The organism is Lysobacterales bacterium, from assembly GCA_019634735.1.
Classification (GTDB): Bacteria; Pseudomonadota; Gammaproteobacteria; order Xanthomonadales; family UBA2363; genus Pseudofulvimonas.
Map to the genome: position 1 here is coordinate 33,541 of JAHCAT010000015.1, position 20,947 is coordinate 54,487.

General features: G+C 66.6%; 30 protein-coding genes. All 30 read right to left on the minus strand.

Going from position 1 to position 20,947, the window contains the following annotated elements; translation table 11 throughout:
* Positions 1-3 precede the first annotated feature (3 nt).
* The 30 genes from rpsD to rpoC all read right to left on the minus strand — a co-directional run bounded on the left by rpsD (position 4) and on the right by rpoC (position 20,936).
* The gene (gene rpsD, locus KF823_13650; protein ID MBX3726951.1) at positions 4-633 is read right to left on the minus strand and encodes a 30S ribosomal protein S4; all 630 of its coding nucleotides are present in this window, start codon (positions 631-633) and stop codon (positions 4-6) included.
* Between the two features lie 80 nt (positions 634-713).
* Positions 714-1,109, minus strand: coding sequence for a 30S ribosomal protein S11 (gene rpsK / locus KF823_13655; GenBank protein MBX3726952.1), 396 nt, complete (start codon positions 1,107-1,109; stop codon positions 714-716).
* Between the two features lie 12 nt (positions 1,110-1,121).
* A complete protein-coding gene (rpsM, locus tag KF823_13660; protein ID MBX3726953.1) occupies positions 1,122-1,478 on the minus strand; it encodes a 30S ribosomal protein S13 in 357 nt (118 codons plus the stop codon).
* 75 nt (positions 1,479-1,553) lie between these two features.
* Positions 1,554-2,888, minus strand: coding sequence for a preprotein translocase subunit SecY (secY, locus tag KF823_13665; protein ID MBX3726954.1), 1,335 nt, complete (start codon positions 2,886-2,888; stop codon positions 1,554-1,556).
* A gap of 150 nt (positions 2,889-3,038) precedes the next feature.
* A complete protein-coding gene (rplO, locus tag KF823_13670; protein ID MBX3726955.1) occupies positions 3,039-3,473 on the minus strand; it encodes a 50S ribosomal protein L15 in 435 nt (144 codons plus the stop codon).
* A gap of 4 nt (positions 3,474-3,477) precedes the next feature.
* Complete coding sequence (gene rpmD / locus KF823_13675) at positions 3,478-3,669, minus strand: 50S ribosomal protein L30 (protein ID MBX3726956.1); 192 nt, start codon at positions 3,667-3,669, stop codon at positions 3,478-3,480.
* A complete protein-coding gene (gene rpsE, locus KF823_13680; protein ID MBX3726957.1) occupies positions 3,659-4,165 on the minus strand; it encodes a 30S ribosomal protein S5 in 507 nt (168 codons plus the stop codon). The genes rpmD and rpsE overlap by 11 nt, the downstream gene beginning before the upstream one ends.
* A gap of 24 nt (positions 4,166-4,189) precedes the next feature.
* On the minus strand, positions 4,190-4,552 hold the full coding sequence (gene rplR / locus KF823_13685) for a 50S ribosomal protein L18 (GenBank protein MBX3726958.1): 363 nt from the start codon (positions 4,550-4,552) through the stop codon (positions 4,190-4,192).
* 7 nt (positions 4,553-4,559) lie between these two features.
* On the minus strand, positions 4,560-5,087 hold the full coding sequence (gene rplF / locus KF823_13690) for a 50S ribosomal protein L6 (GenBank protein MBX3726959.1): 528 nt from the start codon (positions 5,085-5,087) through the stop codon (positions 4,560-4,562).
* 11 nt (positions 5,088-5,098) lie between these two features.
* Positions 5,099-5,497 carry a 30S ribosomal protein S8 gene (gene rpsH, locus KF823_13695; protein MBX3726960.1) on the minus strand — a complete coding sequence of 133 codons (399 nt, stop codon included), beginning with the start codon at positions 5,495-5,497 and terminating at the stop codon, positions 5,099-5,101.
* A 46-nt stretch (positions 5,498-5,543) separates the two neighbouring features.
* Complete coding sequence (rpsN, locus tag KF823_13700; GenBank protein MBX3726961.1) at positions 5,544-5,849, minus strand: 30S ribosomal protein S14; 306 nt, start codon at positions 5,847-5,849, stop codon at positions 5,544-5,546.
* 18 nt (positions 5,850-5,867) lie between these two features.
* Entirely contained in the window at positions 5,868-6,410 is a 543-nt protein-coding gene (gene rplE, locus KF823_13705) for a 50S ribosomal protein L5 (protein ID MBX3726962.1), read from the minus strand.
* 10 nt (positions 6,411-6,420) lie between these two features.
* A complete protein-coding gene (gene rplX, locus KF823_13710; GenBank protein MBX3726963.1) occupies positions 6,421-6,741 on the minus strand; it encodes a 50S ribosomal protein L24 in 321 nt (106 codons plus the stop codon).
* A gap of 13 nt (positions 6,742-6,754) precedes the next feature.
* A complete protein-coding gene (gene rplN / locus KF823_13715; protein MBX3726964.1) occupies positions 6,755-7,123 on the minus strand; it encodes a 50S ribosomal protein L14 in 369 nt (122 codons plus the stop codon).
* Positions 7,124-7,153: 30 nt separating this feature from the next.
* Positions 7,154-7,417, minus strand: a complete 264-nt coding sequence (gene rpsQ / locus KF823_13720) for a 30S ribosomal protein S17 (GenBank protein ID MBX3726965.1) — start codon at positions 7,415-7,417, stop codon at positions 7,154-7,156.
* A gap of 13 nt (positions 7,418-7,430) precedes the next feature.
* Complete coding sequence (gene rpmC / locus KF823_13725) at positions 7,431-7,616, minus strand: 50S ribosomal protein L29 (GenBank protein ID MBX3726966.1); 186 nt, start codon at positions 7,614-7,616, stop codon at positions 7,431-7,433.
* Positions 7,616-8,029 (minus strand): 50S ribosomal protein L16, encoded by a 414-nt coding sequence (rplP, locus tag KF823_13730; GenBank protein ID MBX3726967.1) that lies wholly within the window; start codon positions 8,027-8,029, stop codon positions 7,616-7,618. The genes rpmC and rplP overlap by 1 nt, the downstream gene beginning before the upstream one ends.
* Before the next feature lie 6 nt (positions 8,030-8,035).
* Complete coding sequence (gene rpsC, locus KF823_13735) at positions 8,036-8,776, minus strand: 30S ribosomal protein S3 (protein MBX3726968.1); 741 nt, start codon at positions 8,774-8,776, stop codon at positions 8,036-8,038.
* A 10-nt stretch (positions 8,777-8,786) separates the two neighbouring features.
* A complete protein-coding gene (rplV, locus tag KF823_13740) occupies positions 8,787-9,119 on the minus strand; it encodes a 50S ribosomal protein L22 (protein ID MBX3726969.1) in 333 nt (110 codons plus the stop codon).
* Positions 9,120-9,131: 12 nt separating this feature from the next.
* The gene (gene rpsS, locus KF823_13745; GenBank protein ID MBX3726970.1) at positions 9,132-9,404 is read right to left on the minus strand and encodes a 30S ribosomal protein S19; all 273 of its coding nucleotides are present in this window, start codon (positions 9,402-9,404) and stop codon (positions 9,132-9,134) included.
* Positions 9,405-9,418: 14 nt separating this feature from the next.
* Positions 9,419-10,240: a 50S ribosomal protein L2 gene (gene rplB, locus KF823_13750; protein ID MBX3726971.1), complete on the minus strand. Its 822-nt coding sequence runs from the start codon at positions 10,238-10,240 to the stop codon at positions 9,419-9,421.
* Positions 10,241-10,256: 16 nt separating this feature from the next.
* Complete coding sequence (gene rplW, locus KF823_13755; GenBank protein MBX3726972.1) at positions 10,257-10,553, minus strand: 50S ribosomal protein L23; 297 nt, start codon at positions 10,551-10,553, stop codon at positions 10,257-10,259.
* Positions 10,550-11,152, minus strand: coding sequence for a 50S ribosomal protein L4 (gene rplD, locus KF823_13760; protein ID MBX3726973.1), 603 nt, complete (start codon positions 11,150-11,152; stop codon positions 10,550-10,552). Before rplD ends, rplW begins: the two co-directional genes overlap by 4 nt.
* 11 nt (positions 11,153-11,163) lie before the next feature.
* Positions 11,164-11,802 carry a 50S ribosomal protein L3 gene (rplC, locus tag KF823_13765; protein MBX3726974.1) on the minus strand — a complete coding sequence of 213 codons (639 nt, stop codon included), beginning with the start codon at positions 11,800-11,802 and terminating at the stop codon, positions 11,164-11,166.
* A gap of 13 nt (positions 11,803-11,815) precedes the next feature.
* Positions 11,816-12,127, minus strand: a complete 312-nt coding sequence (gene rpsJ, locus KF823_13770) for a 30S ribosomal protein S10 (GenBank protein MBX3726975.1) — start codon at positions 12,125-12,127, stop codon at positions 11,816-11,818.
* Positions 12,128-12,215: 88 nt separating this feature from the next.
* Positions 12,216-13,406, minus strand: coding sequence for an elongation factor Tu (tuf, locus tag KF823_13775; GenBank protein ID MBX3726976.1), 1,191 nt, complete (start codon positions 13,404-13,406; stop codon positions 12,216-12,218).
* A 42-nt stretch (positions 13,407-13,448) separates the two neighbouring features.
* Positions 13,449-15,539, minus strand: a complete 2,091-nt coding sequence (gene fusA, locus KF823_13780) for an elongation factor G (GenBank protein ID MBX3726977.1) — start codon at positions 15,537-15,539, stop codon at positions 13,449-13,451.
* An 83-nt stretch (positions 15,540-15,622) separates the two neighbouring features.
* Positions 15,623-16,093: a 30S ribosomal protein S7 gene (gene rpsG, locus KF823_13785; protein ID MBX3726978.1), complete on the minus strand. Its 471-nt coding sequence runs from the start codon at positions 16,091-16,093 to the stop codon at positions 15,623-15,625.
* A gap of 20 nt (positions 16,094-16,113) precedes the next feature.
* On the minus strand, positions 16,114-16,488 hold the full coding sequence (gene rpsL / locus KF823_13790) for a 30S ribosomal protein S12 (protein MBX3726979.1): 375 nt from the start codon (positions 16,486-16,488) through the stop codon (positions 16,114-16,116).
* 164 nt (positions 16,489-16,652) lie between these two features.
* Complete coding sequence (gene rpoC, locus KF823_13795; GenBank protein ID MBX3726980.1) at positions 16,653-20,936, minus strand: DNA-directed RNA polymerase subunit beta'; 4,284 nt, start codon at positions 20,934-20,936, stop codon at positions 16,653-16,655.
* Positions 20,937-20,947: the final 11 nt, after the last annotated feature.

Sequence of the window (20,947 nt, forward strand, 5' to 3'; positions counted from 1 at the left end):
TGCTTACTTGGAATACAACTCGATGATGAGGCTTTCGTTGATGTCGGCCGGCAGGTCAGAGCGCTCGGGGAGCGCCTTGAAGACACCGGTCATCTTCTTCGAATCGACCTCGATCCAGCCCGGCACCAGGTCCATCTGCTCGGCCACGGTGAGGGCCTCCTGGACGCGGAGCTGGCCCTTGGCGCGCTCGTGGATGGCGATCTCGTCGCCCGGCTTGACCGCAAACGACGGCAGGTTGACGCTGCGGCCGTTGACCATGACTGCCTTGTGGGAAACGAGCTGCCTGGCCTGGGCGCGGGTCACCGCGAAGCCCATCCGGTAGACGACGTTGTCCAGTCGGGTCTCCAGCATCTGCAGCAGGTTCTCGCCGGTGTTGCCCTTGCGGGTCGACGCCTTGGCGTAGTAGTTGCGGAACTGGCGCTCCAGCAGGCCGTAGATGCGCTTGACCTTCTGCTTCTCGCGCAGCTGCACCGCGTAGTCGGACAGCTTGCCGCGCTTGGCGACGGCGCCGTGCTGTCCGGGCTTCTGCTCGAACTTGCACTTCGACTCGATGCCGCGGGCGGGGCTCTTGAGGCTGAGGTCGGCGCCTTCGCGGCGGGCCAGCTTGCAGGTGGGACCGATGTAACGTGCCATGTGCTCTTTCCAGTGATCCGGCCATCGAAGGCCGGTTTCTCGAACTGTGCGATCGCGGGGATCGCAACAACCAGTTGACTTCAGACCCGGCGGCGCTTCGGCGGCCGGCAGCCGTTGTGCGGAATCGGCGTGATGTCGGTGATGCTGGTGACCTTGATGCCCAGGGCGTTCAGGGAACGCACCGAGGACTCCCGGCCCGGACCGGGACCCTTGACGCGGACCTCGACGTTCTTGACGCCGTAGTCGAGCGCGACACGGCCGGCCTTCTCGGCAGCCACCTGCGCCGCGAACGGCGTCGACTTGCGCGAGCCGCGGAAACCGGCACCGCCCGAGGTCGCCCAGGACAGGGCGTTGCCCTGGCGGTCGGTGATCGTGATGATCGTGTTGTTGAACGAGGCCTGGACATGGACGATGCCGTCCGTGACCACGCGCTTGATCTTCTTCTTGCCCTTGCTGGCGGCAGCCGGCTTGCTCATGTGCGGCAGTCCTTACTTCTTGATCGGGCGACGCGGGCCCTTGCGGGTGCGTGCATTGGTGCGGGTGCGCTGGCCCCGGGTCGGCAGGCCCTTGCGGTGGCGAAGGCCACGGTAGGTGCCCAGGTCGATCAGGCGCTTGATGCTCATGGCGTTCTCGCGGCGGAGGTCGCCCTCGACCGCGAACTTGCCGACCTCAGAACGGAGGCTCTCGACCTGCGCCTCGGTAAGGTCGCGGATCTTGGTGCTGGAGACCACGCCGGCGCTGTCGCAGATCTTGCGCGCGCGGGAACGGCCAATGCCAAAAATGCTGGTGAGGCCGATCCAGACATGCTTCTGGACCGGAAGGTTTACGCCTGCGATGCGCGCCATCTGATGCGTCTCCGAACTAACTACTGCGCAGTGAACCGGAAATTATAGTTAAACCTGGGCCTGGAACTCAAGTACCTATCGCCGGACCAGGCCGGAACGGCCCGATCCCTTGAGGTTGGCCTTCTTGAGCAGGCTTTCGTACTGGTGGGACATGAGGTGGGCCTGGATCTGGGACGTGAAGTCCATGACCACGACCACGACGATCAGCAGCGAGGTGCCGCCGAAGTAGAACGGCACGTTCCAGCCCGACCGCATGAACTCGGGGAGCAGGCAGACCGCGACCAGGTAGGCAGCACCGGCGGCGGTCAGCCGGGTCAGCACGCCGTCGATGTAGTCGGCGGTCGCCTTGCCCGGGCGGATGCCCGGGATCAGCGCGCCGGACTTCTTGAGGTTGTCGGCGGTCTCCTGGCTGTTGAACACGATTGCCGTGTAGAAGAACGCGAAACCGGCGATCAGGGCGCCGTACAGCAGCAGGTACAGCGGCTCGCCCGGCGACAGCGCCTGGGTGATCGACTGCAGTACCCGGGTGCCGGTGCCCGAGCCGGTGCCGAACCAGGAGGCGGCGGTGGCCGGGAACAGGATGATGCTGGACGCGAAGATCGCAGGGATCACGCCCGCCATGTTCAGCTTCAGCGGCAGGTGCGACGTCTGGTTCATGTAGGCGTTTCGGCCACCCTGCTTTCGTGCGTAGTTGACCGGGATGCGGCGCTGCGCGCGCTCCATGAACACCACGAACAGGGTGACGGCGAGCACGATCACCAGCACGAAGATCACGGTCAGGGGACTGAGGTCGCCATTGCGCGCCAGCTCCAGGGTCGCGGCGATCGCCGACGGCAGGCCGGCGACGATGCCGGCGAAGATGATCAGCGAGATGCCGTTGCCGACGCCGCGCTCGGTGATCTGCTCGCCCAGCCACATCAGGAACATGGTGCCCGCGGTCAGGCCGACCACGGCGCTGAACACGAACCCGAAGCCGGGGTTGATGACCACGGGCAGTCCGCCGCCCAGGGTCTGGTTCTGCAGCGCCACGGCGACGCCCATGGCCTGGAAGACGGCGAGGGCCACGGTGCCGTAGCGGGTGTACTGGGTCAGCTTGCGGCGGCCGGCCTCGCCTTCCTTCTTGATCGCCTGCAGGCTGGGCAGGACCGCCGACAGCAGCTGCACGATGATCGAGGCGGAGATGTAGGGGATGATGCCGATCGCGAAGATCGAGAAGCGCTCGAGCGCGCCACCGGAGAACATGTTGAACATGTCGACGATGGTGCCGCTCTGCTGGTCCATGAATTCGGCCATGGCGCCAGGGTTGACGCCGGGGACCGGGATGAACGTGCCCAGGCGGTAGACGATCAGCGCACCAACCACGAACAGCAGACGCTGCCGCAGCTCGGTCAGCTTGCCGAATCCCGCCATCGCTCCAGCATTTGGTGTCTTCAGTGCCACGTTAAGTCCCTAAGCTTTGAGATCGTCCGTGACCCAGGGGACCGGCCGCCATGGCCAGCCCCCGGATTGCGCGGGATCATCCCTGATCGAAGTACCGGCCGGTCCCGGCCGGTCCGGCCGTCACTCGACGCTGCCGCCGGCGGCGAGGATCATTTCGCGGGCACCGGCGGTGACCGCAACGCCCTTCACGTGCACGGCCCGGGCCAGCTCGCCCTTCTTCACGATCTTGGCGCGCACCGCGTGGCGGTCCACCAGGCCGGCGCCACGCAGGATGTCGAGGTCCACGGTGTCGCCCTGCACCATCTCCAGCTGGTAGACGAACACCTCGGCGCACTCGTGCTTCTTGCGCGAGCGGAAGCCGACCTTGGGCAGGCGGCGCTGCAGGGGCATCTGGCCGCCTTCGAAGCCGGCCTTGACCTTGCCCTTGCCGGCGCGCGCGTACTGGCCCTTGTGGCCGCGACCTGCGGTCTTGCCCAGGCCGGAGCCGATGCCGCGGCCGACGCGGGTGCGCTCCTTGCGGGCGCCCTCGGCGGGCTTGATGTCATTCAGGCGCATGATGTCACTCCTCGACTCGGACCAGGTAACCGACCTGGTTGATCAGGCCGCGGACGCTCGGCGAGTCCTTGAGCTCGCGCACGTCGTTGGTCTTGCGCAGGCCCAGGGCCTGCACGCTCTTGCGATGCCGCTCCTGGCAGCCGCGCAGGCCCTTGACCAGGCGGACGCGGACGGTCTTGTGGTTGTCAGTTGCCACCGGTCAGTTCCTCCACGCTCTTGCCGCGCTTGGCCGCGATGCGGGCCGGCGAGGCGATGTTCTTGAGACCGATGATGGTGGCGCGCACCAGGTTGATCGGGTTGCGCGAGCCCTGGGCCTTGCTCAGGATGTTGCGCACGCCGAGCACCTCGAAGACCGCGCGCATGGCGCCGCCGGCGATCACGCCGGTGCCCTCGGCGGCAGGCTGCATGTAGACCTTGGCGGCGCCGTGCTCGGCGGTCACCGGGTACCAGATGGTGCCTTCGTTGAGGGCGACGTCGACCATGCTCTTGCGGGCCTTCTCCATCGACTTCTGGATGGCCACCGGAACCTCTCGGGCCTTTCCGTAGCCGAAGCCGACCTTGCCGGCGCCGTCACCGACGACGGTCAGCGCGGCGAAGCCGAAGATGCGGCCGCCCTTGACCGTCTTGGAGACGCGGTTGACCGAAACGAGCTTCTCGATCAGGCCGTCGTTGTTGTCGCGATCGTTTGCCATTTTCTTGAATTCTCAGTCTCGTGGTCAGAACTTCAGGCCGGCTTCGCGGGCTGCGTCGGCCAGGGCCTTGACGCGGCCGTGGTAGCGGAACCCGGAGCGGTCGAAGGCGACCGAATCGACACCCTTGGCCAGCGCCGCCTCGGCGACGGCACGGCCGACGGCGGCGGCCGCGTCCTTGTTCTTGGTGCCCTTGAGGCCCTCGCGGACGGCCTTCTGGACGGTGGAGGCGGCGGCGACGACGCTCTGGCCGTCGGCGGCGAAGACCTGCGCGTAGAGGTGCTGGCCGGTGCGGTGCACGCTCAGGCGCGGCACGCCCAGCTCGCGGATGTGCATGCGCGAACGCTTGGCGCGGCGCAGGCGGGAAGTGTTCTTGTCCACGGTGCTCATCTCCGGATCAGGCCTTCTTCGCTTCCTTCATCACGATCTTCTCGCCGGAGTAGCGCACGCCCTTGCCCTTGTAGGGCTCCGGCGGGCGGAAGCCGCGGATCTTGGCCGCAACCTCGCCGACGACCTGCTTGTCCGTTCCCTTGACCAGGACCTCGGTCTGGGTCGGCGTCTCGATCGTGATGCCCTCCGGCGCCGTGAAGACGACCGGATGGGAAAAACCAAGGGCGAGGTTCAGGTCCCTGCCCTGCATGTTTGCGCGGTAGCCGACGCCGACCAGCTCGAGCTTGCGCTCGTAGCCCTGGCTGACACCGGTGACCATGTTGTTGAGCAACGCGCGCAGCGTCCCGGCCATCGCCCAGTCCTGGTCGGACCGCGCGGCCAGGGTGACCGTGCCGTTCTCGATGGAGATCTCGACGCCGTCCGGACGGGGGCCGATGAGGCTGCCCTTGGGACCCTTGACCTCGATCTGCTGCTCGCCGATGTGGCACTCGACGCCCTTCGGCAGCGCGATCGGCTTCTTGGCGACTCGCGACATGATTTCTCTCCTCAGGCGACCAGGGCGATCACTTCGCCGCCAAGACCCTTGTTGCGGGCCTGGGCGTCGGTCATGACACCGGACGATGTGGTGACGATGCTGATGCCGAGGCCGCCGAGCACCTTGGGCAGCTCGCTCTTGCCACGGTACTGGCGCAGGCCGGGCTTGCTGACGCGCTGCAGCCGGTCGATAACGGGACGGCCCTCGAAGTACTTCAACAGCACTTCCAGCTCCTTCTTGCCCGGGCCGGTCTCGCGGGTGGCGAAGTCGGCGATGTAGCCCTCGTCCTTCAGGACCCGGGCGATCTCGGACTTGAGCTTGGAGGCCGGCATGCGGACGCTCTGCTTGCGTGCCGCCTGCGCATTCTTGATGCGCGAGAACATGTCGGCGATGGGATCAGTCATGCTCATTTCGAATTGTTCCTTGGAATGTCTCTAAGCACCGATATCCGCGAGATCACCAGCTGCCCTTGCGCAGACCGGGGACGTCGCCGCGCATGGTGGCTTCGCGCAGCTTGTTGCGGCCCAGGCCGAACTTGCTGTAGGTGCCGCGCGGGCGGCCGGAAAGCGCGCAACGGTTGCGGACGCGCGCCGGCGAGGAGTCGCGCGGCAGCTTCTGCAGCTTGATGCTGGCTTCCATCTTCGCCTCGTAGGAGGCATTGGGGTCGGCGAGCACCGCTTTCAGCTCGGCGCGCTTCTTGGCGTGGCGCTTCACGAGCTTCGCCCGCTTGAGCTCGCGCTCGACCATGCTTGTCTTGGCCATTGCGTCGGATCCTGTCGATCAGTTGCGGAAGGGGAAGCTGAACGCTTCGAGCAGTGCCTTGGCCTCGGCGTCCGACTTCGCGGTGGTGCCGATGGCGATGTCCATGCCGCGCAGCGCGTCGACCTGGTCGAAATCGATCTCAGGGAAGATGATCTGTTCCTTGATGCCGAAGTTGAAGTTGCCGCGACCGTCGAACGAGCGGCCGGAGATGCCCCGGAAGTCGCGCACGCGCGGCAAGGCGATGTTGATCAGCCGGTCGAGGAACTCGAACATCTGCTTCCGGCGCAGGGTCACCTTGCAGCCGATCGGCCAGCCGTCGCGGATCTTGAAGCTCGCCACCGACTTGCGGGCCAGCGTGGTCACCGGCCGCTGACCGGCGATCTTGGTCATGTCGGCAAGCGCGTTCTCCAGCACCTTCTTGTTGCCCACTGCCTCGCCGACGCCCATGTTCAGCGTCACCTTGGCCAGGCGCGGGACCTGCATCGGGTTTCCGTAGCCGAACTTCTCGGTCAGCTTCGGGACAACCTCTTCCTTGTAGAACTTTTCCAGACGCGTGGACATGGCGTTTTCCTCAGGCGTCAACCACTTCACCGCTGGAGCGGAACACGCGAACCTTGCGTCCATCCTCCAGCACCTTGAAACCGACGCGCTCGCCCTTGCCCGTCGCCGGGTTGAGCAACATCACGTTGGAGCCGTGGATCGGCGCCTCCCGCTCGATGATCCCGCCCGGCTGGTTGGCCTGGGGATTCGGCTTGGTATGGCGCTTCACCAGATTCACGTTGGCCACGACGAGATGCTCGCCGCCGTTCAGGACGCGGATCACCTCGCCCTTCTGGCCCTTGTTCTTGCCGGTGATCACGAGTACCTGGTCACCCTTGCGCAGACGATTCATGACAGCGTTTTCCTTACAGCACTTCCGGCGCCAGCGACACGATCTTCATGAACTTCTCGGAGCGCAGTTCGCGCGTCACGGGCCCGAAGATGCGCGTGCCGATCGGCTCGTGCTTGTTGTTGAGCAGGACGGCGGCGTTGCCGTCGAAACGGATCAGCGAGCCGTCCGGACGACGGACGCCCTTGGCGGTGCGGACCACGACGGCGTTGTAGACCTCGCCCTTCTTGACCTTGCCGCGCGGGATCGCGTCCTTGATCGACACCTTGATGATGTCGCCGATGTTGGCGTAGCGGCGCTTGGAACCACCCAGCACCTTGATGCACATAAGTTCCCGGGCGCCGGAGTTGTCCGCCGCCTGCAGGGTGCTTTGCATCTGGATCATTGTCTCGATCTCCTGGTGATGGCGGTCTGATCAGCGCTGCGCGCGCTCGAGCACCTCGACCACCTGCCAATTCTTGGTCTTGGACAGGGGGCGGCACTCGGCGATGCGGACGAGGTCGCCCTCGCGGCACTGGCCTTCGGCGTCGTGGGCGTGCACCTTGGTCGAGCGGCGCAGGTACTTGTTGTACATGCCGTGCTTGACCTGGCGCTCGATCAGCACCGTGACGGTCTTCTGCATCTTGTCGCTGACCACCCTGCCTTCCAGGGTGTTGGCGACCTTATCGGGCGTGTTCATGGCTCGCGGGTCCTTACTTCTTCTCGCCGAGCGCGGTCTTGAGGCGCGCGACGTCACGGCGGGCACGCCGGATCTCGTGGGTCTGCGTGAGCTGGCCGCTGGCCTTCTGCATGCGCAGGTTGAACTGCTCGCGCTTCAGCTCGACGAGCTGTTCGGCCAGTTCCTTGTCCGACTTCTTGCGGAGGTCGTTCATCTTCATCACAGCACCGTGCGGGTCACAAAGGTGGTCTTCACCGGCAGCTTGGCGGCGGCCAGTGCGAACGCGGCCCGGGCATCGGCCTCGGAAACGCCTTCGATCTCGTAGATCATCCGGCCCGGCTGGATCACGGCCGCCCAGAACTCGACGTTGCCCTTGCCCGAACCCATGCGCACCTCGATCGGCTTGCGGGTGATCGGCTTGTCCGGGAACACGCGGATGAACAGCTTGCCGCCGCGCTTCACGTGGCGCGAGATGGTCCGGCGCGCGGCCTCGATCTGGCGGGCGGTCAGCATGCCGTGCTGGGTCGCCTTCAGGCCGAACTCGCCGAAGCTCACCTGGTTTGCGACGAAGGTGAGGCCCCGGTTGCGGCTCTTGTGGACCTTGCGGAACTTGGTTCGCTTGGGTTGCAGCATTGTCGTTTACTCCTTGCCGCGGGCGCCGCGATCGCGGTCGCCACGGTCGCCACGATCACCGCGGTCGCCCTTGCCCTTCGGGGCCGGCGCTTCCTCGGCCTGCGGAGCGTGCAGATCGAACACCTCGCCCTTGTAGACCCAGACCTTGACGCCGATGATCCCGTACGTGGTCTTCGCCTCGGCGAAGCCGTAGTCGATGTCGGCGCGCAGCGTGTGCAGCGGCACCCGGCCCTCGCGGTACCACTCCGACCGCGCGATCTCGGCGCCGTTGAGGCGGCCGGCGACGTTGATCTTGATGCCGAGCGCGCCGAGGCGCATGGCATTGCCGACCGAACGCTTCATCGCGCGACGGAACATGATGCGGCGCTCGAGCTGGCCGGCGATCGACTTGGCGACAAGCTGGGCGTCCAGCTCGGGGCGGCGCACCTCGACCACGTTGATGTGCGTCGGGACGCCCATCACCTGGGTGGCGCGCTTGCGCAGCCGCTCGATGTCCTCGCCCTTCTTGCCGATGACGACGCCGGGACGCGCGGTGTGGATCGTGATGCGGGCGGTCTTGGCCGGGCGCTCGATCTGGATGCGGCTGATGTCCGCGTCCTTCAGGCGCTCGTCCTTGAGCAGCATCTCGCGGACGCGCAGGTCGGCGGCGAGGTAGCCGGCGAACTCGCGCTTGCCCGCGTACCACTTGGAGTTCCAGTCCTTGGCGATGCCAAGCCGGATGCCGATAGGATGAACCTTGTGACCCATCTTTGCGTCCTCAGTTGTCGCCGACGACGACGGTGATGTGGCTGGTGCGCTTGACGATGCGCGTGCCACGGCCCTTGGCGCGGGCGGCGAAGCGCTTCAGGCGCGGGCCCTCGTCCACGAAGATGCGCGCGACCTTCAGCTCGTCGACGTCGGCACCCTGGTTGTTCTCGGCGTTGGAGACGGCCGAGAGCAGCAGTTTCTTGATCAGCGCCGCGCCCTTCTTGGGGCTGAAGGCAAGCACGTCGGTGGCGCGACCCACCGGCATGCCGCGGACCTGGTCGGCGACCAGCCTGGCCTTCTGGGGGGAGATGCGCGCACCGCGCAGGATCGCTCTGGCTTCCATTGCTGTGCTCCCTTACTTCGACTTCTTGTCGCCCGAGTGACCCTTGAAGGTCCGGGTCGGGGCGAACTCGCCGAGCTTGTGCCCGACCATGTTCTCGTTGACCATGACCGGAACGTGCTGGCGGCCGTTGTGCACGGCGATGGTGAAACCCACCATCTCCGGGAGGACCATTGAACGCCGCGACCAGGTCTTGATCGGCTTCTTGCTGCTGCTGGCCAGAGCGGACTCCACCTTGTTCTGCAGGTGGTGATCCACGAACGGACCCTTCTTGAGTGAACGAGCCATTTATCTCAACCTCATCACTTGCGGCGGCGCACGATGAACTTCGTCGTGCGCTTGTTCTTGCGGGTCTTGTAACCCTTGGTCGGCACACCCCAGGGGGTCACCGGATGGCGGCCACCCGAGGTGCGACCCTCGCCACCGCCGTGCGGATGGTCGACCGGGTTCATCACCACGCCGCGGACGGTCGGGCGGATGCCCAGCCAGCGCTTGGCGCCGGCCTTGCCCAGCTTGCGCAGGTTGTGCTCGCTGTTGCCGACCTCGCCGATCGTGGCGCGGCAGTCGGCCGGCACCTTGCGCATCTCGCCGGAGCGCAGCCGCAGCGTCGCGTAACCCTGCTCGCGCGCCACCAGCTGGCAGCCGGCACCGGCGCTGCGGGCGAGCTGCGCGCCCTTGCCGGGCTTCATCTCGATGCAATGCACGGTCGAGCCGATCGGCATGTTGCGCAGCGGCAGGGTGTTGCCGACGCGGATCGGCACGTCGGTGCCCGACATCAGCTGGTCGCCCACCTGCACGCCCTTCGGCGCGATGATGTAGCGGCGCTCGCCGTCGACATAGCACAGCAGCGCGATGTGCGCGGTGCGGTTGGGATCGTACTCGATCCGCTCGACGCGCGCCGGGATGCCTTCCTTGTCGCGCTTGAAGTCGATGATCCGGTAGTGCTGCTTGTGGCCGCCGCCACGATGCCGGGTGGTGATCCGGCCGTGGTTGTTGCGGCCACCGGTCTTGCTCTGGGGCTCGACCAGCGGCTGGTACGGACCACCCTTGTGCAGGTCCGGCGACGTCACACGGACCATTGCGCGGCGGCCCGGGGAGGTCGGCTTGAGTGTCATCAGTGCCATCGGAATATTCCTCGGATCAGGCCTTCGCACCCAGGTCGATGCTCTGGCCGTCGGCCAGGCTGACATAGGCCTTGCGGCGATCGCTGCGACGACCCGGCTGGAACCGGAAGCTCTTGTTCTTGCCCTTCAGGTTCACCACGGTGACCTTGTCGACCTTGACGCTGAAGAGCTTCTCCACGGCCGCCTTGACGTCGGCCTTGGAGGCGCTCTGCGCCACCTCGAACACGTACTGGTTGCCGGACTCCTGCAGACGGGCGCTCTTCTCGGAGACGACCGGTGCGCGGATCACGTCGTACACGCTGTGCTTGCTCATGCCAGCCACTCCTCGATCTTCTTGACCGAGTCGACGGTCATGTAGACGCGCTCGGCGTTGACCAGGCTGACCGGATCGAGCGCGCCCGCGTCGGTGACGAACACGTACGGGATGTTGCGCGCGGCCAGGTACAGGTTCAGGTCGTCGGCCTCGGTGACGATCAGGGCCCGGTCGGCCTTCCACTCGGCCAGCTTGCCGAGCAGCAGCTTGGTGCGCGGCTCGGCGATCTCCAGCGAGTCGATCACGTGCAGGCGGTCCTGGCGGACCAGCTCGGACAGGATCGAGCGCAGCGCGCCACGGTACATCTTGCGGTTGACCTTCTGCTCGAACGAACGCGGGCGCGCCGCATGCGTCTTGCCGCCACCGCGCCACAACGGGCCGCGGGTGGTGCCGGCGCGGGCGCTGCCGGTGCCCTTCTGCTTGAACGGCTTGCGGCCGCCGCCGGAAACCTCGGCGCGGGTCTTCTGGGCCTTGGTGCCGGAGCGGGCGGCCGCCTGGTAGGCGACCACGACCTGGTGAACGAGGTCCTCGCGGAACGACTCGCCCCAGATGGTCTCCGAAACGGGCAGCTTGGCGCCGCCCTGGATCTGCAGTTCCATCGTGCTTCTCCTTATGCCTTGGCCGCCGGACGGACGACGACGTCGCCACCCGGCGCGCCCGGCACCGAACCCTTGACCGCGATCAGGCCGCGCTCGACGTCGACCTTGACGACCTCGAGGCCCTGCGCCGACTGGTTCACGTGGCCCATGTGTCCGGACATCTTCTTGCCCTTGAACACGCGACCCGGGGTCTGGCGCTGGCCGATCGAGCCCGGCGAGCGGTGGCTCAGCGAGTTGCCGTGCGTGGCGTCGCCCATGGTGAAGCCCCAGCGCTTGATGGTGCCCTGGAAGCCCTTGCCCTTGGTGACGCCGGCCACATCGACCATCTGGCCGACCTGGAACAGGTCGCACTTGATCTCGCCGCCCACCTCATAGCCGCCGACCGCATCGTCGGCTACCCGGAACTCCCACAGACCACGCCCGGCCTCGACCTTGGCGCGCGCGTAGTGGCCGGCGAGCGGCTTGCTCACCAGCGCGGCGCGCTTGTCGCCGGCGGCGACCTGGATGGCGCTGTAGCCATCGGTCTCCGTGGTCTTGACCTGGACGATGCGGTTCGGGCTGGCCTCGATCAGGGTCACCGGGACCGATCGGCCATCTTCCGTGAACACGCGGCTCATACCGGCCTTGCGGCCAACAATTCCGACTCTCATGACTGCAATCCCGTCAGTACAGCTTGATCTGCACGTCCACGCCGGCGGCGAGGTCGAGCTTCATCAGCGCGTCGACGGTCTTGTCGTTGGGATCGACGATGTCCATCACGCGCTTGTGCGTGCGCATCTCGTACTGGTCGCGCGCGTCCTTGTCGACGTGCGGCGACACCAGCACGGTGTAGCGCTCCTTCTTGGTCGGCAGCGGAATCGGACCGCGCACCTGGGCGCCCGTCCGCTTCGCCGTCTCGACGATTTCGCTGGCCGAACGGTCGATCAGGCGGTAATCGAACGCCTTCAACCTGATGCGGATCTTCTGCTGTGCCATGACCTGTTTTCCTGTCTGGAGCCCGGGACCCCGGGCTCCTTCTGCACTGTTGCCTTGCGGACTGCGCTTCGGGACGACCCGCAGCCGCTTACTCGATGACCTTCGCCACGACGCCGGCGCCGACGGTGCGGCCGCCCTCGCGGATCGCGAAACGCAGGCCGTCTTCCATCGCGATCGGGTTGATCAGCGTCACCACCATCTTGATGTTGTCGCCCGGCATCACCATCTCGACGCCTTCCGGCAGCTCGCACGAACCGGTCACGTCGGTGGTCCGGAAGTAGAACTGCGGACGGTAGCCCTTGAAGAACGGCGTGTGACGACCGCCCTCCTCCTTCGACAGCACGTACACCTCGGCCTCGAACTTGGTGTGCGGCTTGATCGTGCCCGGCTTGCACAGCACCTGGCCGCGCTCCACGTCGTCGCGCTTCGTGCCGCGCAGCAGCAGACCCGCGTTGTCGCCCGCCTGGCCCTGGTCCAGCAGCTTGCGGAACATCTCGACGCCCGTCACCGTCGTCTTCACGGTCGGACGGATGCCGACGATCTCGACCTCCTCGCCCACCTTGATCACGCCGCGCTCGATGCGCCCGGTCACCACCGTGCCGCGACCGGAAATCGAGAACACGTCCTCGACCGGCATCAGGAACGGCTTGTCGATGTCGCGCTGCGGCTCCGGAATGTAGCTGTCCAGCGCGTCCACCAGCTTGATGATCGCCGGAACGCCGATCTCCGACTGGTCGCCTTCCAGCGCCTTCAGCGCCGAGCCCTTGATGATCGGCGTGTCGTCGCCCGGGAACTCGTACTTGCTCAGCAGCTCGCGGACTTCCATCTCCACCAGCTCCAGCAGCTCGGCGTCGTCCACCATGTCCGCCTTGTTCAGGAAGACCACGATGTACGGCACGCCCACCTGCCGCGCCAGCAGGATGTGCTCGCGCGTCTGCGGCATCGGGCCGTCCGCCGCCGAACACACCAGGATCGCGCCGTCCATCTGCGCCGCACCGGTGATCATGTTCTTCACGTAGTCGGCGTGACCCGGGCAGTCGACGTGCGCGTAGTGGCGGGTCGGCGACTCGTACTCGACGTGCGCCGTCGAGATCGTGATGCCGCGCGCCTTCTCTTCCGGCGCCGCGTCGATCGCGTCGTAGGCCTTGAACTCGCCACCGAAACGCTCGGCACCCACCTTCGTCAGCGCCGCCGTCAGCGTCGTCTTGCCGTGGTCGACGTGACCGATCGTGCCGACGTTCACGTGCGGCTTGGTGCGCTCGAACTTACCCTTGGCCATGGCTGAATAACCTCGTATCGAATCTTGTGGGACAGGTTGGGATCAGGACTTCTTGGTAACCGCTTCGGCGATGTTGGTCGGCGCATCGGCGTAATGGTCGAACTCCATCGTGAACGTCGCACGGCCCTGGCTCATCGAGCGCAGGCTGGTCGCGTAGCCGAACATCTCGCCGAGCGGCACGGTGGCGTTGATGACCTTGCCGGACGGGCTCTCGTCGGAACCCTGCAGCACGCCGCGCCGGCGGCTGAGGTCGCCCATGACGTCGCCCATGTAGTCCTCGGGGGTGACCACCTCGACCTTCATGATCGGCTCGAGCAGGACCGGGCTGGCCTTGTGGAAGCCCTCCTTGAAGCCCATCGAGCCGGCGATCTTGAACGCCATTTCGTTGGAGTCGACCTCATGGTACGAGCCGTCGATCAGGCGGACCTTGATGTCGACCACCGGGAAACCGGCCATCACGCCGGAGGCCATCGCCTCCTGGATGCCCTTGTCCACCGCCGGGATGTATTCCTTGGGGACCACGCCGCCGACGATCGCGTTCTCGAACTCGTAGCCGGCGCCGCGCTCCTGGGGCTGGATCTCGAGCACCACGTGGCCGTACTGGCCGCGGCCGCCCGACTGGCGGACGAACTTGCCTTCCTGCTTGACCGCCTTGCGGATGGTCTCGCGGTAGGCGACCTGCGGCTTGCCGACGTTGGCCTCGACGTTGAACTCGCGCTTCAGTCGATCGACGATGATCTCCAGGTGCAGCTCGCCCATGCCGGCGATGATGGTCTGCCCGGATTCCTCGTCGGTGCGCACGCGGAAGGAGGGATCCTCCTGCGCAAGACGGCCCAGGCCGATGCCCATCTTCTCCTGGTCGCCCTTGGTCTTGGGCTCGATCGCCATGGCGATGACGGGCTCGGGGAAGACCATCCGCTCCAGGGTGATCACGTCGCCGGTGGCGCACAGGGTGTCGCCCGTGGTGACGTCCTTCAGGCCGACCGCGGCGGCGATGTCGCCGGCGCGGACTTCCTTGATCTCCTCGCGGTTGTTGGCGTGCATCTGCAGGATGCGGCCGACGCGCTCCTTGCGCCCCTTGACCGGGTTGTACACGGTGTCGCCGGACGAGATCACGCCCGAATACACGCGGAAGAAGGTCAGCGTGCCGACGTAGGGGTCGGTCGCGATCTTGAACGCCAGGCCCGAGAACGGCGCCTCGTCGGAAGCCGCCCGGGTGGCCTCGGCCTCGTCCTCGTCGACACCGGTCACCGGCGGACGGTCGGACGGCGCGGGCAGGTAGCGGATCACGCCGTCCAGCATCGCCTGCACGCCCTTGTTCTTGAAGGCGGTGCCGCAGAAAACCGGGATCAGCGTATTGGACAGGGTGCCAGCGCGGATTCCGGCGTAGATCTCGTCCTCGCTCAGCTCGCCCGACTCCAGGTACTTGTCCATCAGCTCCTCGGAGGTCTCGGCAGCCGCCTCGACCATGAAGGAGCGCGCCTCGTTGCACTTCTCGACGAGGTTGGCCGGGATGTCCTGGTACTCGAAGTTCATGCCCTGGGACGCGGTGTCCCAGACGATCGCCTTCATCTTGACCAGGTCGACCACGCCCTCGAAGTTGTCCTCGGCACCGATCGGCACCTGCATCGGCACCGGGTAGGCGCCCAGGCGGGCCTTCAGCTGGCCGACCACCTTGAAGAAATCGGCGCCGGAGCGGTCCATCTTGTTGACGAAGGCCAGGCGCGGCACGCCGTACTTGTTGGCCTGGCGCCAGACGGTCTCGGACTGCGGCTGGACGCCGCCGACCGCGCACAGCACGAACACGGCGCCGTCGAGCACGCGCAGCGAACGCTCGACCTCGATGGTGAAGTCGACGTGGCCGGGCGTGTCGATGATGTTGAAGCGGTGCTCCTTGAAGTCGCGGCCCATGCCGCTCCAGAAGCAGGTCGTCGCGGCCGACGTGATGGTGATGCCGCGCTCCTGCTCCTGCTCCATCCAGTCCATGGTGGCGGCACCGTCATGCACCTCGCCGATCTTGTGCGAGACGCCGGTGTAGAACAGGATGCGCTCGGACGTCGTCGTCTTGCCGGCATCGATGTGCGCCATGATGCCGAAGTTGCGATAACGGTCGATTGGAGTAGTACGCGCCACGTCTTGGATCCTTGCTTAGTTGGGTACTCAGCCCGGCGGCAGCTGCGGCGCCGGGGCCGCGCTCCGCGCCACCGGGCCGATGCTCACCAGCGGTAGTGCGAGAAGGCCTTGTTGGCCTCGGCCATGCGGTGGGTCTCTTCGCGCTTCTTCACGGCGCCGCCGCGGTTCTCGGAGGCGTCCATGAGCTCGCCCGCCAGCTTGCGCGGCATGGTGTTCTCGGAACGCTTGCGGGCCGCGTCGATCAGCCAGCGCATCGCCAGGGCCTGGCGACGGGCAGGACGAACCTCGACCGGCACCTGGTAGGTGGCGCCACCGACGCGACGGCTCTTCACCTCGACCACCGGGGAGACGTTGTCGAGCGCCTTCTCGATGGTGGTCAGCGGCTCGGAACCGGCCTTCTCGCCGATGTGCTCGAGCGCGCCGTAGACGATCCGCTCGGCCACCGACTTCTTGCCGCTGCGCATCACCATGTTGATGAAGCGCGCGACCATCTGGCTGGAGTGCTTCGGATCCGGCAGCGTGACGCGCGCGGGATGGGAGCCCTTTCTCGACATGACTTGAGTTCCTGGAAACCTTAGGACTTGGGACGCTTGGCGCCGTACTTGGAGCGGGCCTGCCTGCGCTTGGCCACGCCGGAGGCGTCAAGCGAGCCGCGGACCATGTGGTAGCGCACGCCGGGCAGATCCTTGACGCGGCCGCCGCGGATCAGCACGACCGAGTGCTCCTGGAGGTTGTGACCCTCGCCGCCGATGTAGGAGATGACCTCGAAACCGTTGGTCAGACGCACCTTGGCGACCTTGCGAAGGGCCGAGTTCGGCTTCTTCGGGGTGGTCGTGTAGACGCGCGTGCAGACGCCACGCTTCTGCGGACAGGACTCCAGCGCCGGCGAGGCGCTCTTGTAGCTCTTGGGGTGCCGACCCTTGCGGACCAGCTGGTTGATCGTTGCCATCGTCAGCCTCGGAGAAACAAAAACACAGGCCGAGCGAAACCCCGGCCTGTGAGCTTTGAGAGTTTAACGGTATCTTCAGAAACCTGTCAACACCTTGCGCGGCATCCTGCCGCCGAACACGAGGCCGGTCCGTGGCCTCATTTCGTTTTGGGGTGCGGCTTAGCTCAATCGGTCGAAGCCGTGATCTCCTGGTCGGTGCCGGTACCCGGCTCCGCGGCGGGGATCTCCCCCGCAAGCGTCGCCCGCTCGGCCTCGGTCAGCACGCTGCCTTCCTGGCGGCGGGCGTTGTGGTAGGCCAGTCCGGTACCAGCCGGAATCAAGCGGCCTACGATAACATTCTCCTTCAGGCCCCGCAAGCCGTCCTTGGTGCCGCGCACGGCCGCCTCGGTCAGAACGCGGGTGGTCTCCTGGAAGGACGCGGCCGAGATGAACGACTCGGTGGCCAGCGACGCCTTGGTGATGCCCAGCAGCACCGGGTCGGCCTTCGCCGGCTCCTCGCCGCGGGCGTTGCAACGGGCGTTCTCCTCGAGCAGGCGGACCCGCTCGACCTGCTCGCCGCGCAGGAACTTCGAATCCCCCGCCTCGGTGATCTCGGCCTTGCGGAGCATCTGGCGGATGATCACCTCGATGTGCTTGTCGTTGATCTTGACGCCCTGCAGCCGGTAGACGTCCTGGATCTCCTTGACCAGGAAAGCGGCCAGCTGCTCGACGCCGAGCAGGCGCAGGATGTCCTGGGGGTTCGACTCGCCGTCGACGATTACTTCGCCACGGCTGACCGACTCGCCCTCGAAGACGTCGACGCGACGGTGCTTGGGGATCAGGATCTCGATGACGTCGCCGCCGTCCTCGGGGGTGATCAGCAGGCGGTTCTTGCCCTTGGTCTCCTTGCCGAACGACACGGTGCCGGCGATCTCGGCCAGGATGGCCGGCTCGCGCGGCACACGCGCCTCGACCAGGTCGACCACGCGCGGCAGACCGCCGGTGATGTCGCGGGTCTTGGACGCCTCGCGGGGGATGCTGGCCAGCGGCTGGCCGCGCTCGACGTGGGTGCTCGCCGACACCGCCAGCACGGCACGGGCCGGCAGCGGGTACAGGCCCGGCAGGTCCTTGCCCTTCTGGACGACCCGGATCGCCGGACGCATCGCCTCGACCGCCTTGACCGTGCTTTCGCCGACCTGCTTGCCGTTGAGGTCGATCAGTCGGATCTTCTTGTTCTGCTTCTCCTGCTCCTTCAGGCCCGCGCCCAGGCGCTTGGGATCGAGGATCACGATCGACTCGACGCCGGTAAGGTCGTCGATCCGGCGCTCGAAGGTGGCGCCCTCGAACAGCTCGACGAACTCCGCCTCGCCGGAGACTTCGGCAATGACCGGGTGGTTATGCGGATCCCAGGTCGCGACGCGCTGGCCGGCCTTGACCGGGCCGTGGTCCTGGACGTGCACCTGGGCGCCGTAGGGCAGCTTGTAGCGCTCGCGCTCGCGGCCGTGGCCGTCCAGCACCGAAAGCTCGCCCGAGCGGGAGGTGGTGATCACCGTGCCGTCCTCGCGGTCCACGTACTTCAGGCGGTTGAACCTGATCACGCCGGTGGTCTTGACGGTGACGTTGTCGACCGCCGCGGCACGGGAGGCCGCGCCACCGATGTGGAAGGTGCGCATGGTCAGCTGGGTGCCGGGCTCGCCGATCGACTGCGCGGCCATCACGCCCACCGCCTCGCCGTCGTTGACCAGGTGGCCGCGGGCCAGGTCGCGGCCGTAGCAGGCCGCGCACACGCCGTAGCGGGTCTCGCAGGTGATCGGCGAGCGCACGATGATGGACTGCACGCCGAGTTCCTCCAGACGGTCCACCCACTTCTCGTCGAGCAGGGTGCCGCGGGTGACCACCGGATCCTCGTCGTCGCCGGGCAGGAACACGTCCTGCGCCACGACCCGGCCCAGGACGCGCTCGCGCAGCGGCTCGACCACGTCGCCGCCCTCGACGATCGGCGCCATGGTCAGGCCCTGATCGGTGCCGCAGTCGCGGTCGGTGACCACCACGTCCTGGGCGACGTCGACCAGGCGGCGGGTCAGGTAACCGGAGTTGGCGGTCTTCAGCGCGGTGTCGGCCAGGCCCTTTCGCGCGCCGTGGGTCGAGGAGAAGTACTCCTGGACGTTCAGGCCCTCGCGGAAGTTCGCCTTGATCGGCGTCTCGATGATCGAACCGTCGGGCTTGGCCATCAGGCCGCGCATGCCCGCCAGCTGGCGGATCTGGGCCGCCGAACCGCGCGCGCCGGAGTCGGCCATGATGAACAGCGAGTTCATCGACTTCTGCTTGACCGTGCTGCCGTCGGCCGCGGCGACCTCGTCGGTGCCGAGGTGGTCCATCATCGCCTTGGCGACCAGCTCGCTGGTCCGCGACCAGATGTCGACGACCTTGTTGTAGCGCTCGCCCGAGGTGACCAGGCCGGAGGCGTACTGCTCCTGGATCTCCAGCACCTCGGTCTCGGCCGAGTCCAGGATCCGGCGCTTCTCCTCCGGGATGTTCATATCGTTGATGCCGATCGAAATGCCCGCGCGGGTCGCGTAGCGGAACCCGGTGTACATCAGCTGGTCGGCGAACACGACCGTGGGCTTGAGGCCCAGGCGGCGGTAGCACTCGTTGATCAGGCGCGAGATCGCCTTCTTGTTGAGCTCCTGGTTGACCAGCGCGTACGGCAGGCCCTCGGGGAGGATCTCGCGCAGCAGCGCGCGACCGACGGTGGTCTCGACGATGCGGCGCACCGGGGTGCGACTGCCGTCGTCGCCGACCTCGATCTCCTCGATGCGCACCTTGACCTTGGCGTGCAGCTCGGCGACCTTGTTCTGGTAGGCGCGCTGAACCTCGCTGATGTTGGCGAAGGCCATGCCCTCGCCCTTCTGGTTCACCAGCTCGCGGGTCATGTAGTACAGGCCGAGCACGACGTCCTGGGTCGGCACGATGATCGGCTCGCCGTTGGCGGGCGACAGGATGTTGTTCGACGACATCATCAGGGCGCGCGCCTCCAGCTGGGCCTCGAGGCTCAGCGGCACGTGCACGGCCATCTGGTCGCCGTCGAAGTCGGCGTTGAAGGCGGTGCAGACCAGCGGATGCAGCTGGATCGCCTTGCCCTCGATCAGCACCGGCTCGAACGCCTGGATGCCCAGGCGGTGCAGGGTCGGCGCGCGGTTGAGCAGGACCGGATGCTCGCGGATGACCTCCTCGAGGATGTCCCAGACCGCGCCTTCCTCGCGCTCGACCATCTTCTTGGCGGCCTTGATGGTGGTCGCCAGGCCGCGTCGCTGCAGCTTGCTGAAGATGAACGGCTTGAACAGCTCGAGCGCCATGCGCTTGGGCAGGCCGCACTCGTGCAGCTTGAGGGTCGGGCCGACCACGATCACCGAGCGGCCGGAGTAGTCGACGCGCTTGCCCAGCAGGTTCTGCCGGAAGCGGCCCTGCTTGCCCTTGATCATGTCGGCCAGCGACTTCAGCGGGCGCTTGTTGGTGCCGGTGATGGCGCGGCCGCGACGGCCGTTGTCCATCAGCGCGTCGACCGCCTCCTGCAGCATGCGCTTCTCGTTGCGGACGATGATGTCCGGCGCGTTGAGCTCGAGCAGGCGCTTGAGGCGGTTGTTGCGGTTGATGACCCGGCGGTACAGGTCGTTCAGGTCGGAGGTCGCGAAGCGGCCACCGTCCAGCGGCACCAAGGGACGCAGGTCGGGCGGCAGCACCGGCAGCACGGTCAGCACCATCCACTCGGGACGGTTGCCGGACTCCAGGAAGGCCTCGATCAGCTTGACGCGCTTGGTGAGCCGCTTGAGCTTGGTCTCCGAGTTGGTGGCGCGCATGTCCTCGCGCAGCGAGACCAGCTCGCTCTGCAGGTCGATCGTGCGCAGCAGCTCGTGGACGGCCTCGGCGCCCATCCGGGCGTCGAACTCGTCGCCGAACTCCTCGACCGCCTGCAGGTACTGCTCCTCGCTGAGCACCTGGCCCCGGCTGAGCGCGGTCAGGCCCGGGTCGACGACGACGAACGCCTCGAAGTAGAGGATCCGCTCGATGTCGCGCAGGGTCATGTCCAGCATCAGGCCGATGCGCGAGGGCAGCGACTTGAGGAACCAGATGTGCGCGGTCGGGCTGGCCAGCTCGATGTGGCCCATGCGCTCGCGACGGACCTTGGCCAGGGTGACCTCGGTGCCGCACTTCTCGCAGACCACGCCGCGGTGCTTCATGCGCTTGTACTTGCCGCACAGGCACTCGTAGTCCTTGACCGGTCCGAAGATCGCGGCGCAGAACAGGCCGTCACGCTCGGGCTTGAACGTGCGGTAGTTGATCGTCTCCGGCTTCTTCACCTCGCCGAAGGACCAGGAACGGATCAGCTCCGGGGACGCAAGGCCGATGCGGATGGCGTCGAAATCCACCACCTGGCGCTGCTGGTTGAACAGGTTGAGCAGGTCTTTCATGGCTTATCTCC